The sequence below is a fragment of the Lacinutrix algicola genome (assembly GCF_001418085.1).
GTDB classification, from domain to species: Bacteria; Bacteroidota; Bacteroidia; order Flavobacteriales; family Flavobacteriaceae; genus Lacinutrix; species Lacinutrix algicola.
Genome location: NZ_LIQH01000042.1, coordinates 12,082 through 34,957, shown reverse-complemented (window position 1 = coordinate 34,957; position 22,876 = coordinate 12,082). Strand labels below are relative to the sequence as shown.

The window sequence follows — 22,876 nt, the reverse complement described above, 5'->3', positions numbered from 1 at the left end:
TTTAGTGTTTAAATACGCAACAAATCATATACATAAACGCTGTGAACAATTTGAGTAGCGATCTAGGAAAAACAAAAAATGGAGTTGTATAATAGAATTATTGAAATGATTGATGCGAATTTGATTCTCTGTCTGATTCCAATAATTCTGACTTTAATTCTTGTCAAACTAATTTTCAAAAACCGATTTGAAACAAAAAAAGCACTAAATTTAATGCGTTGGACAATTATCTTCTATGCAATAATTGCTTGGTCTTTCTATCTCATTGCAATGGCAATGACTGAAAAACCTAAAGAATACGCTTTTATTAATAGAGCAACTGGCCCTTACGCTTGGGCATATTGGATAATGTTTGTATCTGCTTTAATTTTACCTTTTTCTTTATTCATTAAAAAATTGGCGTCAAAATATTGGTACGTACTTTTAGTCGCATTTGGAATGAAAAGCGGAATATATTTTGAGCGTTTTATAATAATTGTAACTAGTTTTCATCGAGATTACTTGACTAATAATAAAAATGGCGAATTTGTTAATAGAAATGTTGAATTAATAGACTTACTCTCATTCGGAATTGGAATGATTTTTCTACAAGGATTTATAATTGCAATTTTAACTTTGGGGATTTTTGAAATAATAAAAAGAAAAAAAACTGTGCACAACATCGTATAAAATAATTACGGTTTAGTGTTTAATCAAAAGATTTTTGCATGTTTGCAGCATCTGAAATTCCTCAAACATAAACAGTCAGCCATACTTATGTTAACCGTAACAATTCTATTGGCAGAATAAAATTTAATTGAAAACAAAGAAAAATGAATAAAAGAAACTTTTTGTCAATAGTTATAATAATTGCAAGTATTTTAAGCATCCTAAATTTAGATTTTTCTAATATCTCGGAATCAAAGACAATTTGGTCACTTATTTTATCTTCGATAGTTATTATAGTAACATTAATTTCAATTTTCAATACTAAAAAAGAAAAGCACAAAAATTAAATTGAGTATCCAAAAAACTAACCTTTATAGTGAATTTAAAAATCTTTAATTTTTTAATCTCAATTGCAATTTAGCTCTTAAGGAATGCAACTAAATTTATAAAAAAAAGTTAGCAAACATATGAAACAAACTGAAAAAATTCTTGGAGGATTAATTATAATTCTAATGTTAGTTAGATTATTCTTCACTTTGCCGTATTTTAATATAACTATTACACTTCTAATTTTAGTATTATCGATGATGTATTTCGGATTTGGTTTTGCATTGTTAAACAATGTAAGATTGAGGTCTATTTTTAAAAAAGATTCTTACAAAGGAATAAGTACTTTAAGAATTTTAGGTGGAATTTTTACAGGCTTTATTTTATCATTTTTAAGCATATACTCGCTATTTAAATTTCAACGTTGGCCATTTGCCAATCAAGGTTTATTAATAAGTTTATGTGGTTTATTACCAATATTAGCAATCGTAATTTATAAAAGTATAAATTCAAAAAGCACTTATTATTCTAATCTCTTAACCAGACTAATAATGTTCGGAGTTATTGGAGCATCTCTTTATTTTTTATCTACTGAAAAAATATTAGAAATGCGAAATAGAGATTTCCCTGAATATGTTGAGGCAGAAAAAAAACTAATGAAAGATCCAGAAAATAAAGAATTACAACAAAAAGCACATGAAGAAAGAATGAGAATGAATACATTAAAATAAAAATTCGATTTAACATTACCTTATACAATTAATTGCTTGGTCTCTGGGCATTTAATATAGATGAAAACTTTGCAACGTATTAGAGAAATGACAATTCGAGAGATACTAAATACAACAGAACACAGACCTTGGAAAATGCCAAATGAAAATTGGAAATTTTATCAAGAGTGGAATAATGCAATATTTCTTCATTGGCAAGTGGAATTATCCGAATTGAAAAAATTTATTCCAAAGGAACTCGAAATTGACCTTTTTGAAGGAAAACCTTGGATTTCCGTAGTTGCTTTTACTATGGAAAACATAAGACCTAAAAATTTACCTGCTTTCCCACTCATTTCAAATTTTGATGAAATTAATATTCGAACTTATGTAAAATTAAATAACAAAACTGGAGTGTATTTTTTAAGCATTGAAGGTGGAAAAAGTTTATCGTGCGAAATTGCGAAAACAATGTCTGAACTTCCTTATAGATTTTCAAAAATAAAAAGAACTAAAAACCAATACAAATCTTATAACTCGGAGTTTAATGACAAATTGAATATACAATTTGAAATTGGAAAAAGATCTACAAAAAAAACGGAGTTAGAAAAGTGGTTAACTGAAAGATATGCTCTTTTTCAAGATACAGAAAATTCAATAAACGAATTTGAAATTCATCATTTAGAATGGTCAATTAATGAACTTGACTTGAAAAATTTAGAGTTTAATTATCCGAGATTTAACAAACTAATCAAAAACAAACCCAACAAAATTCAATACTCAAAAGGAGTAAAAGTTATTGCTTGGGGAAAGAACAAAAAAGGAAAAACTAGCTATAACAACATAAAAGAATAATTCCGGTTTTTTAATAATTATAGAGTTAAAACAAAAAATGAATTTACACACATATTGCAAATCTTGTAAAAAGGATATTAAAATAAAATCGAACGCTTCTACTCGACCAGATTTACAAATGGAAAAGTGAAATAAATTCATATATAATTAGAAGAAAGTAAAATTATCTGAATTAATTCTCAATCAATTATTATTTTGTTTAAATTTATACAAATATTATTAAACAAATTATACTTGGGTAATGAAATATTTGATGTGTATATTATTTTTTTTACAAGGAATGAATTCTAAAATGATTTTTGATTTTAATAAAGATTCAGACGTTCAAAAATGGAATGTTGTTGACGATGTGGTAATGGGCGGAAGATCATCAAGCCAATTTAAACTCAACTCTGACGGATTTGGAGTTTTTGAAGGACATGTGTCTTTAGAAAATAATGGAGGTTTCTCATCAGTTCAATATAACTGTAATAAAACTGAAGTAAAAAATTACAAGAAAATAAAAATCAAGTTAAAAGGAGATGGTAAAGATTATCAATTTAGAGTTAAAGATAATTCAGGAAATTATTATTCCTATATCACTACGTTTTCTACTTCAAATAAATGGGAAGATATTGAAATAGCTTTGAAAGATATGTATCCTTCTTTTCGAGGTAAACGATTAAATGCTCCTAATTTTTCACATGATTTTATAGAGCAAATCGTGTTTTTAGTTGGAAATAAAAAAGATGAAAACTTTAAACTTATAATTGATACAATAGAATTAATTTAAGAATCTTATAACAACTTTACTTAACACTCTAAAATTAGCTTGTAATAGTTTTATTTCTATTTCCTCATCTTAACTGGTAATTAAGGACTAAGTTTTATCTTAATTACGAAAGTCATCACTGTATTTTTTATTCAATTTTTATTTGTTACATTACGTGCCTAGCCATACAGTTATAACCGTCTAAAAAAAATAAAAGAGCCAACTTGCAAGTAGAAATAAAAAAACCAAGAATAACATGCTACAAATGCATGAGACCTTCAAGTACATGTATTTGCAAACACATTAGCCCTTTACAGACTAAAACTCGTTTTATAATTCTTATGCACCCAAAAGAGTACAAAAAAGAAAAAAACGGTACTGGACACATAACGAACCTTCAACTTGAAAATTCAGAAATTATAGTTGGTGTCGATTTTACTAATAACAATCGTGTAAATAAAATATTGGCTCAGGAAAATAGTCCTTCATTTTTACTTTATCCCGGAAAAGATAATTTCAACCTATCTATGAGTAAAAGTTCTGAAATGAATTCTTTTATGGGTAATAATCCAAACATCTTTCTTATTGATGGCACATGGCCTTGCGCTCGTAAAATGCTTAAACTAAGTAAGAACTTGCAAAAGCTAAAAAGAGTAAGTTTTGACAATAAAATAAAATCAAAGTTTATTATCAAGCAACAACCAGAGTCTCTTTGCCTTAGTACAATTGAGTCTGTTTATACTGTATTAAACTTACTTAAAGAAGGTGATTTAGAACAATGTGAAACTAAAGACTTCCTTATTCCTTTTGAAAAAATGATTGAACATCAACTAGATTATATTTTAAACCCAAATAGTAAAAACTATTCTTCAACTGTAAACAAAGAGATTACTCCTAAGAACATGTATAAGAAAAATACTGAAAGAAATATTATTTTTGAACAAGGATAGGTGTATGATAGTAAAACCTTCAAGAATTTGATACAATTAAAGTAAATCTGTAATATTCTTACAAATTATCCAACTGGTTATCAGTTCCGTTTTCACTAATAGTCCAAAAGAAACCTACAAAGAAGAATTGATCTGCAGCAGGTTTTAAAGCACGTCTGGCAAAATTATTATTAATATCTGGTGTGTTTGCATATTGATAACCGTTTACATTTTTAAAACCTAAGGCATTATTTACAGAGAAATATAGAATTTTCTGCGGACTTAATAAATATGCCCAATTAAGGCTTAAACTATTGTAACTTTGAGTCTTTGCGTTTAAAAAACCATCTTCGTTCGGGTTAGTATAAGTTCTACCTGAAGCATAAGCGTAACTAAAACCCACTTGACTTTTCCAGTTTTCTACCCAGTATTTTCCAACCACAGATACATTGTGCTTGTTTGCAAAATTAGGCTGTGCTGCTTGGGTATAGTTGTTATAATCGCGTTCTGTATCTAAATACGAGTAACTTACCCAATAGTCTATATTTTTTATACTCTTATTATCACGATAAAAGAGATCTAATCCTTTAGCAAATCCGTTACCGGAATTATTATAATTTGCATCGAAACTTGCAAACTCTGTATCGTATTTAATTAGGTTGTTATAGTTTTTATAATACGTTTCAGCTCTAAAAATCCGACCATCATTATTGTATTGGTAGTTTAAAATATAATGTTGTGTTTGCTGTGCTTCTAAGTTTTGCTCAAACTTTAAAATACTAGAGTTTGGGTTTTGATAAAAATCGCCATATGCTAAAGACACTTGGCTTTTAGCTCCTGTTTTATAAGCTAAAGAGAATCTTGGTGCTATAGTCGCTTCTTTAAAAAGCTCGCTATATTCTGCACGCAATCCTGCTTTTAAGGCTAGTTTTTTAGAGAAAATAACATCGACTTCTGTAAAAGCAGCAGAGATATTATTTTTAAAACCGTAATCTAGAGGCTGTATAGTTTCATTTTGGAACATTTCGCTAAAATGAGTTGTAAAATACTCTGCACCAAAATTTAATTTAAAGCGGTTGTTAAAGCTTTTGCGAAGTTTAAGCTTTGCGTGGATTGATTTTTCGGTATCATCGATAGCATCGGCATTAATATTCACTTTGTTTTTAGCATGTGTATAACTAATTCCTGATGCCAATGTCCATCTGTTTTTTAGTTTTTCAGTGTAAGAACCATTAAGATAAAGATTAGAATTATCTAGTTTAAAACATAAACCTTCAGGATTATTAATATCCTCTTGGGTTAATTCAAAATTACTTTTATCGAAAGCCGAATACAATTTCAACATGCCATTATTAGTTTTATATCTATAAACTGCTTCTCCAGAAATAGTCTCGAAAGGTTTGTGCCATTGGTTTCTATCGTTAAAAATCGCCTGATAAGGTGCTAAATTTATATACGATGCATTTACACTTAACGAGCTTCGCTCCCACTTTTGTGTGTTACCAAGTGTAGCGCCAAGCGACATAATACCGATATCGGTTTTTTCTTGAGTAGGCTCGTCGATAGTACTTAAAAGTAATACGCTTGATAAAGCTTGACCATATTCTGCACTATAACCACCTGTAGAAAAAGTAATACCATCGAATAACAATGGCGAATAGCGTCCGCGAGTTGGAGTATTATTTGCTGATGGTGTGTAGGGTGTAAACACACGAATACCATCTATAAATATTTGGGTTTCTTCGGCTTCACCACCTCTAACAAACAGTCTACCATCTTCGGCAACGGTTGTCGTTCCTGGTAATGTTTGCAATGCACCAACAAAATCGCCAAGTGCGCTCGCTGTAGTAACCACATCCATAGACGTTAAAGCTGAAACTTTACTATTGTCTCCTGCCGAAAAAGTTCCTGCAGAAAGCACTACGGTATCGAGTGCATTTACATCGTCTCGTAAGGTGATTTTTAGACTGTTTAAAGTAGAAACGTCGCTTGACATCATATAGGTCTCGAAAGAAATATAAGACACGGTTAACGTTTGTGTGTCGCTTTCGGTCGTTTTAAAACTAAATTGTCCTTCTGCGTTTGTAGTGGCTCCATCGTAAGTACCATCAAGATATACATTTGCACCTTCTATTGGATTATTTTTTACGTCTGTAATTGTTCCGTTGATAGAGGTTTGCGCTGAAAGCTGTAAACTGATTAGTGTGATGAAAATGGCTATAAAAGACTTCATAATTGGTTCGTTAATTTTAATTGATAGCACAAAGATGTGTTTGCACTATCGTTTTTAAAACTTATACTTACTGAACTGTCTTTTTTTTATGCTGGAATGTTTGCTGGATTTGATTTTTGGATTAATCGATTAGGGTAATGGATTAATTAGATTTTTGGATTTTTTGGATTGTTTGATTAGTTCGATTCCACAGTACTGTCATTCCTGCAAAGACTGGAGTCTATTATTCGTCTTTACTTCTCTTAATTATGGATTCCTGCCTGCACAGGAATGATAAAGTGGTTGAATAGATTTTAGCGTCGTACAGTGTTTATATTTAATTAGTTGATGAATAAACAAATGGATACATTAGATTATTGGACTACTCGATTAATGAAAAAAATTAATTCTATTTGTCATTGCGAGAACGTAGCAATTCTTTCATTAGATTATTGAATACTTCGATTCCACGATCCTGTCATTCCTGCGAAGGCAGGAATCTACTATTCTTCTTTACTTTTCATTCATTATGGATTCCTACCTTCGCAGGAATGACAAGAATAGATCTTAATGCCTTAAAACACTTAGAAACAAAAAACCTATTTCTTATTATACGGTCTTATTATTAGCCTTGCAGCTTTATCGAAATTAATATAATTATAAGTCCAATTAAAAAATACAATCACTCTATTTCTAAAACCTACAAGAGACATTAGGTGTACAAACATCCAAACAAACCAAGCAAAAAAACCTGCAAATTTATAATGTTTTAAATCTACAACAGCTTTATTTCTACCTACGGTAGCCATAGAACCTTTGTCGTTATAGATAAACTCCTTTAGTGGTTTCTTATCTATTAGTCTTAGTAAGTTTTTACCTAATAGTTTTCCTTGTTGTATTGCTGGTTGTGCTACTTGCGGATGTCCTTTGGGGAAAGCTTCGGTTTCCATTAATGCAATATCGCCAAGTGCAAAAATAGAATCGTAACCTTCTACTTGATTATATCTATTTACTTTATAACGGTTAGAGTGTTCCATTACAACTTTGGCATCCAGGCCTTTTACTGGACGACCTGTTACTCCTGCTGCCCAAATTAAGGTTTCAGACTGTAAAACCAAATCTGAATTGGTAGTTACCGTTTTACCGTCATAATCTTTTACAAATGTGTTACAATGTACTTTAACGCCTAATTTATGTAAAAACTGTTCTGCTTTTTTAGAGGCATGCTCACTCATAGGTGGCAATACTCTTGCGTTACCTTCTAGCAAATGTATTTGCATTCTATTGGCGTCTATATCTTTATAATCTCTTGGCAAAATGTGGTTTTTAAGCTCTGCAATTGCTCCCGCAAGCTCTACTCCTGTTGGTCCGCCACCAACTATCACAAAATTTAATAATGCTTCGCGATCTGCTTTATTATTACTAACTGCTGCACTTTCAAAATTTTGAAGAATTAAACTACGAATATTAAGTGCTTGAGGCACTTTTTTCATTGGCATACTATGGGCTTCAATTGTTTTATTACCAAAGTAATTTGTTTTAGTTCCTGTCGCCAATATTAAATAATCGAAAGTAAGCGTTCCAATATCGGTATGGATTATTTTTTTGTTAGCATCTATTTCTTCAACTTCCGTTAAACGGAAATAAGTATGCTTATGATTTTTTATAATTTTTCTTAATGGATAAGCAATAGAATCTGGCTCTAATCCTGCCGAAGATACCTGGTATAATAAAGGCTGAAAAGTGTGGTAATTCCGTTTGTCTATTAACACTACTTGTACATTCTTGTTTGCTAAAGATTTAGCCATACTTACACCTGCAAAACCGCCACCTACAATGACAACTCTGGGTAATTTAGATTCTGGAATATTCATAAAGTAAGATAATAAAAATAGAGAATCAAAGATACAGATTACTGCTTACAAAGACTATTGATTATAAGTTAAACAAATGACTAGATTATTGGATTATTCGATTTTTGGATTTTTGGATTAGCTCGATTCTACTTGTCATAGTGAGGAGAGACGAAGGAACGACGTGACAATCTTTTGTTGAATTATTGTTTTTTTGGTTTGCTGGATTGCTGAACACTTCAATTCCGAAATACTGTCATTCCTGCGAAGGCAGGAATCTATTGTTCTTTTTTACTTCTCTTTATTATGGATTCCTGCCTGCGCAGGAATGACAATGTGGTTGAATAGATTTTAGCGTAATGAATCTTAGCGTAATGAATTATTAATATTTAATTAGTTGATGGATGGATATAATAGATTATTAGATTACTCGACTTGTTGGATTGTTAGATTAGCTTTATTCTACTTTTCATTGTGAGGAGGGGAGAGAAGAAAAAACAACGCGGCAATCTTTTGTTGAATTATTGTTTTTTGGATTGCTGGATTACTGAATACTTCGATTCCGCAATACTGTCATTCCTGCGAAGGCAGGAATCTATTATTCTACTTTGCTTCTCTTTATTATGGATTCCTGCCTACGCAGGAATGACAATGTGGTTGAATAGATTTTAGTGTAATGAATTGTTTATATTGAATTAGTTGATGGATGGATATAATAGATTATTAGATTACTCGACTTGTTGGATTGTTTGATTAGCTTTATTCTACTTATCATTGTGAGGAGAGAAGAAGAAAAAACGTGGCAATCTTTTGTTGAATTATTGTTTTTTTGGATTGCTGGATTACTGAATACTTCGATTCCGGAATACTGTCATTCCTGCGAAGGCAGGAATCTATTGTTCTTTTTTCACTTCTCTTTATTATAGTTTCCTGCCTGCGCAGGAATGACAATGTGGTTGAATAGATTTTAGCGTAATGAATTGTTAGTATTTTATTAGTTGATAGATGGGCATAATCGATTATTGGATTACTCGACTTGTTGGATTGTTTGATAAGCTTTATTCTACTTATCATTGTGAGGAGAGAAGAAAAAACAACGCGGCAATCTTTTGTTGAATTATTGTTTTTTTGGATTGTTGGATTGCTGAACACTTCGATTCCGCAATACTGTCATTCCTGCGAAGGCAGGAATCTATTATTCTACTTTGCTTCTCTTTATTATGGCTTCCTGCCTGCGTAGGAATGACAATGTGGTTGAATAGGTTTTAGCGTAATGAATTATAAATATTTAATTAGTTCATTGATGGATATAATTGATTATTAGATTACTCGACTTGTTGGATTGTTAGATTAACTTTATTCTACTTATCATTGTGAGGAGAGAACAAGAAACAACGTGGCAATCTTTTATTGAATTATTGTTTTTTTAAATTTTTGGTTTGCCCGATTGGTGAATACTTCGATTCCGCAATACTGTCATTCCTGCGAAGGCAGGAATCTATTATTCTTTTTACTTCTCTTTATTATGGATTCCTGCCTACGCAGGAATGACAAAGCATTTTAAATTACATACTTTTACATCACTCAAACTAACTTTAATGAAACCAACCTCATCGTTTTCCTTTTACATTGTATTTGCAATTATTGTTTTATTTGAAACACTACTTGCTAATTGGCTAGACCTAGATTGGATACATTACATATCTAAACCATTAGTTGTTATTAGCCTTATTCTGTTTTATAAAAGACGTAGCAAACTAATAAATACAAACATTAGAATACTTACAATTTTAGCATTGGTATTTTCGTTATTTGGAGATGTGCTTTTATTGTTTGTTAAACATTCTCAGTATTTTTTTATATGCGGATTAATTGCTTTTTTAATAGCTCATATATTCTATTGCTTGGTATTTTTAAAACATAGAAACAAAACCAAAAGTCCCTATGGTTTTATTGCATTACTTTTAGTTTATGCATTAGGATTATTTTGGTTGTTAAAATCGGGATTAAACAATTTATTAATTCCTGTAATTTTATACATGCTTGTAATTTTAGCAATGGCAACTTTGGCATACTTGAGACATGGAAAAGTTAATGTGCAAAGTTATAATTTGGTGTTTTATGGCGCGTTGGTTTTTATGATTTCGGATAGCCTTTTAGCACTTAATAAATTTTATTCACCACTACCTTTTGCAGATTTTAGTATTATGTTTACTTATGCTTTGGCACAATTGCTTATTGTTAAAGGCCTACTGTTTCAAGATACTAAAAAACCACTATAGAGAACGCCTATACAAACAATTAAAACGAATAATATCAGGTAATTAAAATCATTATATAAAGTTTTAATTTAACACTAAATTCCAAGTTTATGATGATTTGCGTTAGGGGTTGTAGCGGCATCCTTTTGTTTTTTTCGACAAAAGATATAGCGTAAAACCCGACCTTTAGGTAACGCCCAAAAAATTAATATTATATATTTTGTAACAAATTATATTTTTAAACTACTTATATAGTAACCTAACCAAAAACATTGAATAAAGAACTCGAACATAGTTTTGTAGAACTGCTGGAAAAACACCAGAACATCGTACACAAAGTCTGTAGATTATACACTAATAACTACGACGCACATAACGATTTGTTTCAGGAAATTACTATCCAGTTATGGAAAGCTTACCCGAAATTTCGTGGTGATGCAAAGTTTAGTACTTGGATGTATCGTGTGGGTTTAAATACCGCAATTACACTTTACAGAAAGTCTAAACGTACTATAAATACGACTCAGTTTGATACTGTGCAGTTTAAAATTAAGGCCGAGGATTACGATGATACTGAGGAGCAACAATTAAAATTATTATACAGTGCTGTTCACCAATTAAATGATATTGAAAAAGCGTTAGTTTTCTTGTATTTAGAAGACAAAAACTACAAAGAGATTAGTGAAACAATGGGTATTACCGAAGTAAATGCCAGAGTGAAGATGAATAGAGTGAAAACGAAGTTAAGAACCATTTTAAATCCGTAATTATGGATGAATTAGAATTATTAAAGAAAGATTGGCAGAAGGAGGATAACAATGATTTTCCTGTTTTGAGCTATAAAGAAATATACAAGATGATATTAAAAAAATCGTCTTCGATAGTGAAGTGGATTTTTATTATTAGTCTGCTTGAACTGGTGTTTTGGCTTGCACTCTCGTTTATTTTTAAAGCGACGAGCAAAAATGATCAAATTACAGATCTTGAATCGACGACTATTTTTATAGTTTTATCTGTAATATCTTATGCTGTATTAGTGTACTTTTTCTACAGATTTTACATGAATTATAAAACGATAAATAGCACGGATAACGCCTCTACTTTAATGAAAAACATTTTAAAGACTAGACGTACCGTTAAACAATATGTGTTTTTTAATCTTGGTTATTTAGTGATTAGTATGGCTATTCTATTTCCATACATTCTAGATCACGATCCTAAAACAAAAACAATTATAGAAAGTGCTACTGCAAACGGCGACCTCTTTAAATTCTACTCTGCAATGATTGTAGGTACCGTATTAATTGTTGGTATTGTTATAGTAATATTACTTTTATTTTATTGGTTAATTTATGGTATTCTTTTAAAACGATTAAACCATAACTATAACGAGTTAAAGAAACTAGAGGTTTAAGTTTATGATAAATAAAACTATTATTTTTCTTAAAAATCTCGCCTCTACCACTAACAGTAAGAAGGAAGTTAAGACTTATAATCGTTTTATTAATATGCTAAAGGATATAGCGCGTAGAGATTTAACAGATGTTAATAAACATGCTATAGAAACTGAATTGGCTATTATAAATATTGAAGCTAATACTGATGATTTTAAAACCTTAAAAAAGAAACTTAATGCTTTTATCTGTTATGCTAAGAAGAAGCTAAATTTAACTTCTGAAGGGCATTACATGTCGCTTGGGATCACTTTAGGTCTCTCTATAGGCATGGCTTTAGGAATGTCTTTTGGTATCCCTTTTAGCGAAGACAAAAACTTGGGTGTAGTTTTTGGAATGAATATAGGTATGATAATTGGCATGGCCATAGGTATGGCTATAGGCGCTTACAAAGACCAAGAAGCAAAAAAAGATAATACCGTTTTAAACAGTAAAGCTTCTTAATAATTTAAGAAGCTTTACTGTTTACTATAATTTTTATTGCGTTAAGTTTTTAGAGATTACTTTAAAACTTATTATTCTCCAAGCCACTCTCGTTTCTTATTTAACTCTTCTTGGGCTAATAATTCTTCTTGAGGAATTACTTTTAAAAATGAAGGATGTTGTTCGATTGCGTATTCTATTTTTTCTACAATACTTGCTATCGATTCGTTTTCGTAATCAATATCTAAAGGTTCTTTAACCTCGAAAGATTGATACACGTTTTTCTTTTTAATATACAGTCCTTTTTTATCGAAAGAACGTCTAAAACCATCTATTACAATTGGCACTACAATTGGCTTATAGCGTTTTATAATATGTGCTGTTCCTTTACGAATAGGTTTAAATGGTGTAGTTGTCCCTTGTGGAAATGTAATTACCCAACCATCGTCTAAAGCTTTAGAAATAGCAGAAATATCACTCATTTTAACCTGACGGTTTATATTCTCTCCTTTGCTTCTCCAGGTACGCTCTATACTAATAGATCCTGTGTAAGCAAATATTTTAGGCAACAAACCAGATTTCATGGTTTCTTTAGCTGCAACATAATACAAGTTTAACTTAGGATTCCATAGGTAACCCACGTTTTTAATAGAATCTCCTCTATTACTTAAACTAGCATTAAACACATGAAACATAGAGAATACATCTGCAAAATACGTTTGATGATTAGAGATAAACAAGACGTTAGTGTCTGGTAAGTTTTTTATAATTTCGGAACCTTCTATCTGCAGATTATTAAAGCCACGAAAGCGTCTGTGTGAGAGCAGTCCAAGGATTCTAATAAGCCACTTTTTTAGAAATAATATATGTCCGAAAGGATTTCGTTTAAATAAACCCATAATTTTTTTTAGTTCTTAAGATTAACAAATGTAGCAAAATCGAACTATTTAAAGCTAGCCTTTAACAAGTCTTTCACTTCACTTAACATCATAGCTGTTGCTCCCCAAACTAAATGGTTGTTTAATTTATATGCTGGAACACTAGCTTCTAGTCCGTTAGCAAGCGTTACCGTTTTGGTTGTTATAATATTATCGTCTAAAAAATTAGTTAGTTTAACTTCTAAAAGTGCCTCTACCTCTGTGTCTTGCTTAATAAATTCTGGTGTATTTTCTACAAAACCCAAAAATGGTTTAACATAAAAGTTACTTGGCGGAATATACATTTGCGTAAGCTCTTTTAAAACAGTGATTGTATCTTGCTTTACTCCTATTTCTTCTTCTGTTTCACGTAAAGCAGCTTCTTTATTAGTTTCGTTAACTTCTAATTTTCCACCAGGAAAACCTACTTGTGCAGAATGGACACCTTTATACGTTTTTCTTAAAATTAAAATAAGATACGTTTCACCTTCTGTATTTGGGTAAAACAAAGCCATTACAGCACTTTTCCTTGCTTTTTTAATTCTTTCAGCTTGCTGCTTAATTAAATCTCTTCTGTAAGGAGGCGACATTTTAAACTGTGAGGTTTCGGCTGGCAGCGGTAAATTTTCTATTTTTACGATAGATTTTAAAAACGATTCAAATTTCATTTATGAGAGGACTTCTAATACTTGCTATATTACTATTATTTAATTGTGAAGATAAACAATCTAAACCTAAAACTGTCGAGAAAATTATAACTAAAATTGACACCATAAAACCTGAGATTGAAAAAATAGCAATAGAAATAGACAGCTCTAAACTAAGCTTAGAAGAGCGCTACTTACCCTTAAACGATAAGAATGCTATGGATTTTTTTCGTGAATATGGTAAAGTTCACAAAGAAAACAAAGTGCGTATTTTTACTCAATATGGAACTATAGATTTAGAGTTATTTAACAACGTAGAATACCATAGAGCAAACTTTATATTTCTTACTAAAAACAAAATATTTGATGGCACACAGTTTCATCGTGTGGTTAAAAACTTTGTTATACAAGGTGGAAATAGTGATGAACCAGAGGTTTTAAAAAAACGTGGTAAAATTGGGCGCTACCTTTTACCTCCAGATGTTAGACATGGTTACAAACACAAGCGTGGTATTATCTCTATACCTAGTGGAGAAATTGATGACGCTTATAAATTAGCATCTCCTTTCGAGTTTTTTATTACACAAAGCAATCAGTATCATTTAGATGGAGAATACACTGCTTTTGGTCGTGTTACAAACGGTTTAGATGTGGTAGATAAAATTGCAGAACAAGAAGTTGATGGAGGCCATTGGCCAATGCATAATATTTATATTGATAAGGTCGAAGTTTTAAAATAGCTTAAAGTGACTATCTATACAAATTAGGCAATCGTAATTTAAATTTCACAGCTAAAATTCTTATAATTATAACTACTAATCCGGCAATTATAAATACAAGGTTCCCTTCTATTGGTAGACGTTTTATTATAAAGTAAACAATACCTCCAAGAATACAAGCTGTTGCGTAAACTTCTTTCCTGAAAATTACAGGAATTTCATTACATAAAATATCACGAATTACTCCTCCAAAGCAAGCAGACATTGTACCTAATGCAATACAAATAATTGGGTGCAAACCAGCATTAATACCTTTCTCTATCCCTACTACTGTGTACAAACCTATTCCAATGGTATCGAATAAAAATAATGATTTACGTAAATAATCTATTTTAGATTTAAAAATTACTGCTAAAATTGTGGATATTAAAACCACGTAAACAAAGGTCATATCCTTCATCCAGCTTACTGGTGTATCTCCAATAAGCACATCTCTTAAAGTACCTCCGCCAACAGCTGTTACAAATGCAATTATAAGAACACCAAAAGCGTCCATTCTTTTATTAAGAGCAATTAAAACTCCAGAAATAGAGAATGCTAACGTTCCTAAAATATCTATTATGTAAAACATTGATTACTTGATTGTTTTCTTATTGAAATAATTATACAGCAAACTGCGTTAAGTGATGCTCTAAATGCTTGTAAAAAGAATTATTCCACTCTTTTGCTGTTAACTTACCAAAAGAATGAGATTCTTTACCTTCAAAATAATCTTCGTCAAGCTCTTGTGTTTTTAGTATATAATCTACCAATCGTTTCTTTTCAACTTCAAATGCTCTTGGATCTGTAATTATAAATTGTGGAGCTGTACGTCCGTTTTTAGTATACGGCTTTTCATTTACAACTGCTTTTTTTACAAACAGTTTTAACATCGTTTTTACAAAAGCATTGGGTTTTACATGCATAACTGTGTAAACCATTTCGTAAGAAACAGAACAATGTGCTAACATTTGCGAAACAGACATTTTCCCCCAACTTGGTTGTGTTGCTTCAGTTAAATTATTAATTCTATTAACAACCTCGTTTGTAATTTCTTTATTGAAAATGTTTTTCATTTTATCTATTTTTAAAAGCAATTTACCCTCCTTTTTAACAAAGTCAAATTGACTACTCTTCTTACATGCTTTGCGTATAGTAATTGTAATCTTTTAAAATGGTTTCTACAAAATCCTTATCGTACATCTTGCTTTCTATATTTAAAATCTCACATATTTTTTTCCTTAAAAGAATAAATGTCTTATAGTCGTTAGTCTTCTTAGCGATTGTAAAAGCTTCCTTAATTATTCTAACGTCTTTGTCTTTTAACTGCGTTACATTAGTAAAAACAGGTTCATAATCTTCAACTAAATCTTCTAATATGGTACTTGAAATTTTATGCTTATTTTTTGTTGAAATTACCACTGTACCGGCAGCAGAATCTCCTACACGTTGTTTTTTATCTGAAAACAGAATACTTAACACACCTATAGAAGCAAAAAACATCCAGATATCTATTAAGCGTAACATCCAACGTACAAATAAATTATACCATTGTGTTGGTGAGCCATCTATGCGTACCACTTTAATTTTCATTATCATTTTACCAATGGTTCTGCCTTCAAATATAATATGGCATAACACCGAATAAAATAATGCAGGCAAAGTAATTAAACCTAATAATCCTCTTTTTCCCCAATCATCGATTTCAAAAATATCAGAAATAGAAACTAAGTTTTCCATTATAGACATATAGGTAAACAGAATAATACCGTCTATTAAAAAAGCAAGTAATCTTTCTCCTAAGCCAATAAGTTTATAATCTAAGTTTACATTTTGCGCAGTGTTAATTGCTAAATTGCTCATGGAAATGTATATTCGTTAAAATTATTATTTATTATATGCGCGAGGCATCTTTTGTGAAGCAAAATAAGGAAAAATGGATTGCATTTGAAAAATCATTGCATAATAATCTTAAAATAAATCCAGATACTTTAGCTTCTTACTATATTCAACTTACAAACGATTTGTCTTATGCGCAAACATATTATCCTGATAGTAAAACTTTAGCGTACTTGAACTCGTTAGCTTCAGAGGCGCATCAGAAAATTTATATTACAAAAAAAGAAACCAATAATAAGATCGTTTCGTTTTGGAAATATGAGTTTCCCTTATTTTTTAAACAATACCATAAAACCTTACTTTATACTTTTCTGTTTTTTATGGCAGCTGTAGTTATAGGAGCTGTTTCAACTATAAACGATGATAGTTTTGTGCGTTTAATTTTAGGCGATGCTTATGTTAATATGACAATTGAAAACATTGAAAAAGGAGAACCAATGGCTGTATATAAAAGCAGTGGAGAAATTGGGATGTTTTTAGGTATTACAATTAATAACATAAGAGTTGGAATATTTGCCTTCGCTATGGGTATTTTATTTAGCGTTGGTACCATTTATGTATTATTTAGCAATGGTATTATGCTTGGTGCTTTTATTACTTTTTTCTACAATTATGGTGTTTTAGAAAAAACATCTACTGTTTGGTTACATGGTACCATTGAGATTTCTGTAATTGTAATCGCCGGATGTGCTGGGCTTGTTATGGGAAATAGCTTTCTGTTTCCAAAAACATATTCTAGGCGTGTCTCCTTTATGAAAGGCGCAAAAGATGGTCTAAAAATAATTGTGAGCACCTTCCCATTTTTTATTATTGCTGGTTTTATTGAAGGTTTTATTACAAGATATGGCGATAATATGCATTGGATAATTTCTTATAGTATTATATTAGCTTCAGCAGCATTAATCAGCTATTATTATATTTTCTATCCTATTATACTTAACCGAAAATTAAAAATTAATTGAAAACAAAATATATAGAATTACGTACCAGAAATACTTTTGGATCCATTATCGACAACTATTTTACTTTTTTAAAATATAATTTTAAAGATTATATTAATCTGTATTTAAGATACAACGCATTAAGTGTCATTTTTGTATTACTATCTAGCTACCTATTAGTAACAGGTTTTATGGGTTTAGCAAGTAGAGATTTTAGATTTGGAATGGGAAGCGACCAAACCGAAACACAATTGTATTTAGGATTTGGAGCTATACTACTAGTCTTAATTTATTTTATTACTGCTTTAATTAATTATAGCTTTTCCAGTTCATATATTACACAGTATGTAAAGACTCAAGGAAATCAAACCTCTAAAAATATATGGGACAGTATAAAAGATAATATTGGAAATATATTTCTATTTATTCTATTAGGTATCTTAATCTATATAGGATACTTTGTTATCTCATTAGTACTTGCCTTTATTCCCATAGTTGGTACTTTAGTACAATATGCTGTTAGCTTTGTCCTTTCTACTATGTTTGGCATTGCTTTTATGGCTATATTCTCTAACAACTTATCTACTGTAGAAGCTTTAAAAGAAGGCTGGGATTTTTCGATTAACAATTTTTTAAAAATAGTAGGTTATAGTTTTGTTATTGGTTTTTTAAACCTAATGATAGTGACTTTAATTATAGCAATACCTGGATTCATTTTATCTATTTACATTTACTTTTCGGCGGAAAGTAATATCGATATTGTAACCAGTAATTTTGCAAGCATTTTATTTACAATCTCATTTGCTATTTTCCTTTTAACGCTTATTTTCTCTCAAGCATTATCACAATTAGCTTACGGTGTACTTTTCTATAATTTACATGAAGAAAAGTACAACACCTATTTACAAAGTAAAATAGATTTGATTGGCAAAGATGAATAAAGCACTAAAAATCAAATACCTGCTATGCTTGACTTTTTTTAGTTTCACTTCTTCGAATGCGCAAGACTTAGAAATTAAAAAAGATTCTTCTGCTGTAAATGTTACTTATTTTAAAGATAATATAAAGGAACGTTATACAGGCAGCGATTTCAACTACACTATTAACGATACCGGTGGTATTAATTTAGTACAAACTATTTTTAAAAAATTCTTTGGATGGCTTCAAGATATCTTCGGAATAGATATAGATGTTAACTACCAAGTTTTAGAATATATAGTATATGCCATATTAGGTATTGGCGCCTTATTTTTACTTATTCGTTTTCTAATGCAAACACCAATAAGTAGTGTGTTTAAAAATGAAGCTCGCACCATAGATTCTATTCATTTTACTGAAGAAACCTTAACCGAAACTAATTTCGAAAAGCTTACTAAAAAAGCTATTAAAAAAGGAAATTATAGGCTGGCTACACGCTACCTTTATTTAAGAGCTTTACAACAACTCTCTAAGAAAGAAATAATAAAATGGAATTTCGATAAAACCAATAGCGAGTATATAACCGAAATTAAAGACCACAATACTAAAGACTTATTTAAACGCGCCTCTCATATTTACGATTATGTTTGGTATGGTGAGTTTGCTATAGACGAAGAGAAATTCGTTCAAAATCAAGAGCTTTTTAATCAATTAAATAAGGCAACTAATGGATAAACGCTCAAAAATAGCATTGTACAGCATTGGCGCAATTATCTTGTTAATGATTATTGGAGAAATTGCCAAACCTAAAGCCTTAAGTTGGAGGGATTCTTATAATTCTCAAGATAAAATTCCATTGGGTTGTTATGTTCTTTTTAATGAATTAGAAACATTCACTGATAAAGATATTATTACCAATACAGAAGATTTTTACTCTAGTTATAAAGACATAGATTCTACAAAAAAATCTACTGCAATTTTTATAAATAAAAATGTTTCTTTTTATGAAGAAGAAGCAGATGCTTTACTAAAATATGTAAACCAAGGAAATACAGCATTAATATCTACTACTAGTTTTTATGGTAAGATTGCAGATACCCTTAACATTGAAACTAGAAACATACAAACAAGTTTTACTAAAAAAGAAACAGAACAAAAATTCACTAACCCTAGTTTAACAGATAATAAAACCATTTTTAAAGATGTTATCGAGAACAGTTATTTTGTCTCTATAGACACATTAAACACAACTGTTTTAGGTACTATTTATAACGATGAATTAGAGGAAGAGGTTAACTTTATAAAAGTTAAATTTGGAGAAAACAACGGTGCTTTTTTAATACATACAAATCCTTTTGCTTTTACTAATTACCACTTACTAAATAACAATGAAGATTATGCTGCAACCGTTTTATCTTTCCTCCCAAAAAATCAAATAATTTGGGACGACTATTATAAATCTGGCCGAAGAGTAATACAAAGTCCGTTGCGTTATATTTTATCGCAACCGTCTTTAAAATGGGCTTTCTATTTAACATTAACAACCTTAATAATATTTGTATTATTTAAAAGCAAGCGTACCCAACGTATAGTTCCTGTTATAGAACCACTAGAAAATACAACGGTAGAATTCACAAAAACTATTGGCGGATTATATTTTCAGAATAAAGAATACACAAATATTATAGATAAGAAAACAACCTTTTTCTTAGAAACCATTAGAACACAATACTATTTAAACACTACCAATTTAAATAGTGATTTTATAGAAAAACTTGCTCTTAAATCGGCAACATCACTAGCAGATGTAAAAGCATTAATAGATTTAATAAAGTATTGCAAGCAAAAGCAAGTACATACAGAAAACGACTTAATTGTATTGAATACTAAATTAGAAGAATTTTTAAATAACGAAAATTAAATGGAAGATCAAAACAACCTAGAAAACCAAAATATAGACGCTACAAATAAGACTAATAACGAAGCCGAAGTTAATACTACTGCCGAAACAAATAGTAACGAAACATTTAATAGTCGTATAGATTTAGCGCCATTACAAAACGCTGTAGAAAGCGTAAAGAATGAGATTTCTAAAGTTATTGTTGGCCAAAGCAACATGATAGAATTACTTATTATTTCTATACTTGCAAATGGACATTCTCTTATAGAAGGTGTTCCTGGTGTTGCAAAAACTGTAACAGCAAAGTTACTTGCAAAGACCTTAGATGTCGATTTTAGTAGAATACAGTTTACTCCAGATTTAATGCCTAGTGATATACTTGGAACGTCTATTTTTAATGTAAAATCTCAAGAGTTCGAATATAAAAAAGGACCTATTTTTTCTAATATTATTTTAATTGATGAAATAAACCGTGCGCCTGCAAAAACACAAGCGGCATTATTTGAGGTTATGGCAGAACGCCAAGTCACTATAGATGGCAGCCGTTACATTATGGAAAAACCGTTTTTAGTTTTTGCTACACAAAATCCAATAGAGCAAGAAGGAACCTATAGACTTCCAGAAGCACAATTAGATCGTTTCTTATTTAAAATTGAAGTAGATTATCCGTCTTTAGAAGAAGAAATAGAAATACTTGTTGGTAACCATAATAGTAAAGATTCTATAGATTTCGATAATATTACTAAGGTTTTAAACGCTAAAGAAATAGCAAAATACCAAGACATTGTAAAATCTATTCTTATTGAAGATAACTTAATAAAATACATAGCATCTATTGTAAATAATACAAGAACAAATGCTAATCTCTATTTAGGAGCATCACCAAGAGCCTCTATTTCTATTATGAATGCTGCTAAAGCCAATGCAGCCATTAATGGTAGAGATTTTGTCACTCCAGACGATATTAAACGTTGTACAAAAGCTGTACTAAAACACCGTTTAGTACTTACTCCTGAACGCGAAATGGAAGGCTTTACAAATGCTAAAGTAATAGACCAGATTTTAGAAACTATAGAAATTCCGAGATAGTGAAATCATTTTTTAAAAATAGTTATTTAACCTCTCGATTTTTTTTAATCGTAGGAATCATTATTGCCTTATTTATCCTGGCATACATTTTTCCTGGATTATTAAGTATCATAAAAATGCTGTTTTTTGTTTTCTGCGGATTAATTATAGTAGATTTTATTATTCTTTATAAGCAGAAAGGAATACATGCAACCCGTGTATTGCCAGAAAAATTAAGTAATGGCGATGATAATGAGATTGCAATATCTATAGAAAATCATTATAACTTTAAAACTTATATTAAGTTAATCGACGAGCTTCCTTTTCAATATCAAAAAAGAGATTTCAATATTGATACAATAGTAGAAAAAGGAGACTCAAAAAAAATAAAATACACACTACGTCCTTTAGAACGTGGCGAATATCATTTTGGAAATCTAAACCTTTATACCAACTCTCCTATTGGACTCGTTTCTAGACGTTACAAATTTGGTAAAGACGAAATGGTGCCCAACTATCCATCTTTCTTACAATTAAGAAAGTATGCGCTTATGGCATTTACCAATAAACTTTCGGAATATGGTCTTAAAAAAATAAGAAGAATTGGTCATACCATGGAATTTGAGCAAATTAAAGATTATGTTCCTGGTGATGATATTAGAAATATTAATTGGAAAGCTACTGCAAAACGCGACCAATTAATGGTTAATCAATTTCAGGATGAGAAATCTCAACCTGTCTATTCGGTTATCGATAAAGGACGTGTAATGCGAATGCCTTTTGAAGGTTTAAGTCTTTTAGATTACGCCATAAATGCAACGCTTGTAATTAGTAATATCGCACTAATGAAACAAGATAAAGCTGGTATGTTTGCGTTTTCTAGAAATGTAAGCAATAGAGTTGTTGCACAACGTAGACCATCTCAAATGAATACCATTTTAGAAACCTTATACAATTTAGACACAGATTATGCCGAATCGGATTTCTCTAGACTTTATATAGACGTAAAAAGAACCATTAACCAAAGAAGTCTATTCTTACTTTATACTAATTTTGAAACACTAGATGCGCTACATAGACAATTAGGTTATTTACAAGCTTTGGCAAAAAACCACTTATTAGTTGTTATTTTCTTTAAAAACACTGAATTAGATAAGATTACAACTAAAAAAGCAGATAATACTTTCGAAATTTTCGAAAAAACTATTGCTGAAAAATTTATCTACGAGAAAAAACTTATTGTAAACGAGCTTCAAAAACACGGTATCTACTCTATTCTAACTACGCCTCAAAATTTAACGGTAGACACCATTAATAAATACCTAGAAATTAAAGCTAGAGGCTTACTGTAAAGCATTATTGTAGTATTTTAACTAAGCTTTAAGCACTTTAATCGCTTAAGTTT

Annotated in this window: 23 protein-coding genes; 16 read left to right on the top strand and 7 right to left on the bottom strand. The window is 30.4% G+C overall.

Annotated features, from left to right (window positions below; genetic code table 11):
• Positions 1–78: 78 nt before the first annotated feature.
• From ASC41_RS15330 to ASC41_RS15305, 5 genes are all read left to right on the top strand, one after another.
• Positions 79–669, top strand: a complete 591-nt coding sequence (locus tag ASC41_RS15330) for a hypothetical protein (protein WP_055437538.1) — start codon at positions 79–81, stop codon at positions 667–669.
• Between the two features lie 446 nt (positions 670–1,115).
• A complete protein-coding gene (locus ASC41_RS15320) occupies positions 1,116–1,706 on the top strand; it encodes a hypothetical protein (protein WP_055437536.1) in 591 nt (196 codons plus the stop codon).
• Positions 1,707–1,766: 60 nt separating this feature from the next.
• Positions 1,767–2,540, top strand: coding sequence for a YqjF family protein (locus tag ASC41_RS15315; protein WP_241489682.1), 774 nt, complete (start codon positions 1,767–1,769; stop codon positions 2,538–2,540).
• 280 nt (positions 2,541–2,820) lie between these two features.
• Complete coding sequence (locus tag ASC41_RS15310; RefSeq protein WP_055437589.1) at positions 2,821–3,312, top strand: CIA30 family protein; 492 nt, start codon at positions 2,821–2,823, stop codon at positions 3,310–3,312.
• A gap of 203 nt (positions 3,313–3,515) precedes the next feature.
• Positions 3,516–4,241 (top strand): tRNA-uridine aminocarboxypropyltransferase, encoded by a 726-nt coding sequence (locus ASC41_RS15305; RefSeq protein ID WP_262494974.1) that lies wholly within the window; start codon positions 3,516–3,518, stop codon positions 4,239–4,241.
• Between the two features lie 58 nt (positions 4,242–4,299).
• Here ASC41_RS15305 and ASC41_RS15300 read toward each other — a convergent pair whose 3' ends face one another.
• Complete coding sequence (locus ASC41_RS15300; RefSeq protein WP_055437533.1) at positions 4,300–6,453, bottom strand: TonB-dependent receptor; 2,154 nt, start codon at positions 6,451–6,453, stop codon at positions 4,300–4,302.
• A 578-nt stretch (positions 6,454–7,031) separates the two neighbouring features.
• The gene (locus tag ASC41_RS15295) at positions 7,032–8,306 is read right to left on the bottom strand and encodes an NAD(P)/FAD-dependent oxidoreductase (RefSeq protein ID WP_055437532.1); all 1,275 of its coding nucleotides are present in this window, start codon (positions 8,304–8,306) and stop codon (positions 7,032–7,034) included.
• Positions 8,307–9,883: 1,577 nt separating this feature from the next.
• On the opposite strand from ASC41_RS15295, the gene ASC41_RS15290 reads away from it, so the two are divergent.
• The 4 genes from ASC41_RS15290 to ASC41_RS15275 all read left to right on the top strand — a co-directional run bounded on the left by ASC41_RS15290 (position 9,884) and on the right by ASC41_RS15275 (position 12,444).
• The gene (locus ASC41_RS15290; protein WP_055437531.1) at positions 9,884–10,567 is read left to right on the top strand and encodes a lysoplasmalogenase; all 684 of its coding nucleotides are present in this window, start codon (positions 9,884–9,886) and stop codon (positions 10,565–10,567) included.
• Between the two features lie 251 nt (positions 10,568–10,818).
• Positions 10,819–11,313, top strand: a complete 495-nt coding sequence (locus ASC41_RS15285) for an RNA polymerase sigma factor (protein ID WP_055437530.1) — start codon at positions 10,819–10,821, stop codon at positions 11,311–11,313.
• A 2-nt stretch (positions 11,314–11,315) separates the two neighbouring features.
• Complete coding sequence (locus ASC41_RS15280; protein ID WP_055437529.1) at positions 11,316–11,960, top strand: hypothetical protein; 645 nt, start codon at positions 11,316–11,318, stop codon at positions 11,958–11,960.
• Positions 11,961–11,964: 4 nt separating this feature from the next.
• Entirely contained in the window at positions 11,965–12,444 is a 480-nt protein-coding gene (locus ASC41_RS15275; protein ID WP_055437528.1) for a hypothetical protein, read from the top strand.
• Positions 12,445–12,515: 71 nt separating this feature from the next.
• Here the strand turns inward: ASC41_RS15275 and ASC41_RS15270 are convergent, their stop codons facing one another.
• Complete coding sequence (locus tag ASC41_RS15270; RefSeq protein ID WP_055437527.1) at positions 12,516–13,322, bottom strand: lysophospholipid acyltransferase family protein; 807 nt, start codon at positions 13,320–13,322, stop codon at positions 12,516–12,518.
• Positions 13,323–13,366: 44 nt separating this feature from the next.
• Entirely contained in the window at positions 13,367–14,008 is a 642-nt protein-coding gene (locus tag ASC41_RS15265) for an NUDIX hydrolase (RefSeq protein WP_055437526.1), read from the bottom strand.
• 2 nt (positions 14,009–14,010) lie between these two features.
• Here ASC41_RS15265 and ASC41_RS15260 point away from each other — a divergent pair, with 2 nt between their 5' ends.
• Positions 14,011–14,727, top strand: coding sequence for a peptidylprolyl isomerase (locus tag ASC41_RS15260; RefSeq protein WP_055437525.1), 717 nt, complete (start codon positions 14,011–14,013; stop codon positions 14,725–14,727).
• Between the two features lie 10 nt (positions 14,728–14,737).
• On the opposite strand, the gene ASC41_RS15255 is transcribed toward ASC41_RS15260, so the two are convergent.
• The 3 genes from ASC41_RS15255 to ASC41_RS15245 all read right to left on the bottom strand — a co-directional run bounded on the left by ASC41_RS15255 (position 14,738) and on the right by ASC41_RS15245 (position 16,608).
• The gene (locus ASC41_RS15255) at positions 14,738–15,337 is read right to left on the bottom strand and encodes a trimeric intracellular cation channel family protein (RefSeq protein WP_055437524.1); all 600 of its coding nucleotides are present in this window, start codon (positions 15,335–15,337) and stop codon (positions 14,738–14,740) included.
• Between the two features lie 31 nt (positions 15,338–15,368).
• Positions 15,369–15,821 carry a DUF1569 domain-containing protein gene (locus ASC41_RS15250; RefSeq protein WP_055437588.1) on the bottom strand — a complete coding sequence of 151 codons (453 nt, stop codon included), beginning with the start codon at positions 15,819–15,821 and terminating at the stop codon, positions 15,369–15,371.
• 61 nt (positions 15,822–15,882) lie between these two features.
• The gene (locus ASC41_RS15245; RefSeq protein WP_055437523.1) at positions 15,883–16,608 is read right to left on the bottom strand and encodes an RDD family protein; all 726 of its coding nucleotides are present in this window, start codon (positions 16,606–16,608) and stop codon (positions 15,883–15,885) included.
• Between the two features lie 35 nt (positions 16,609–16,643).
• Between ASC41_RS15245 and ASC41_RS15240 the strand changes: the two genes are divergently transcribed.
• Genes ASC41_RS15240 through ASC41_RS15215 form a run of 6 tightly spaced genes read left to right on the top strand, consistent with a single transcriptional unit; the run spans position 16,644 to position 22,823 of the window.
• Positions 16,644–17,606: a stage II sporulation protein M gene (locus ASC41_RS15240; RefSeq protein ID WP_055437522.1), complete on the top strand. Its 963-nt coding sequence runs from the start codon at positions 16,644–16,646 to the stop codon at positions 17,604–17,606.
• Positions 17,603–18,526 carry a hypothetical protein gene (locus ASC41_RS15235; RefSeq protein WP_055437521.1) on the top strand — a complete coding sequence of 308 codons (924 nt, stop codon included), beginning with the start codon at positions 17,603–17,605 and terminating at the stop codon, positions 18,524–18,526. The genes ASC41_RS15240 and ASC41_RS15235 overlap by 4 nt, the downstream gene beginning before the upstream one ends.
• On the top strand, positions 18,519–19,238 hold the full coding sequence (locus ASC41_RS15230; RefSeq protein WP_055437520.1) for a DUF4129 domain-containing protein: 720 nt from the start codon (positions 18,519–18,521) through the stop codon (positions 19,236–19,238). Before ASC41_RS15235 ends, ASC41_RS15230 begins: the two co-directional genes overlap by 8 nt.
• The gene (locus ASC41_RS15225; protein ID WP_055437519.1) at positions 19,231–20,424 is read left to right on the top strand and encodes a DUF4350 domain-containing protein; all 1,194 of its coding nucleotides are present in this window, start codon (positions 19,231–19,233) and stop codon (positions 20,422–20,424) included. Before ASC41_RS15230 ends, ASC41_RS15225 begins: the two co-directional genes overlap by 8 nt.
• Positions 20,425–21,492: an AAA family ATPase gene (locus ASC41_RS15220; protein ID WP_083477232.1), complete on the top strand. Its 1,068-nt coding sequence runs from the start codon at positions 20,425–20,427 to the stop codon at positions 21,490–21,492.
• Entirely contained in the window at positions 21,492–22,823 is a 1,332-nt protein-coding gene (locus ASC41_RS15215) for a DUF58 domain-containing protein (protein ID WP_055437518.1), read from the top strand. Before ASC41_RS15220 ends, ASC41_RS15215 begins: the two co-directional genes overlap by 1 nt.
• The last annotated feature ends 53 nt before the right edge of the window (positions 22,824–22,876 follow it).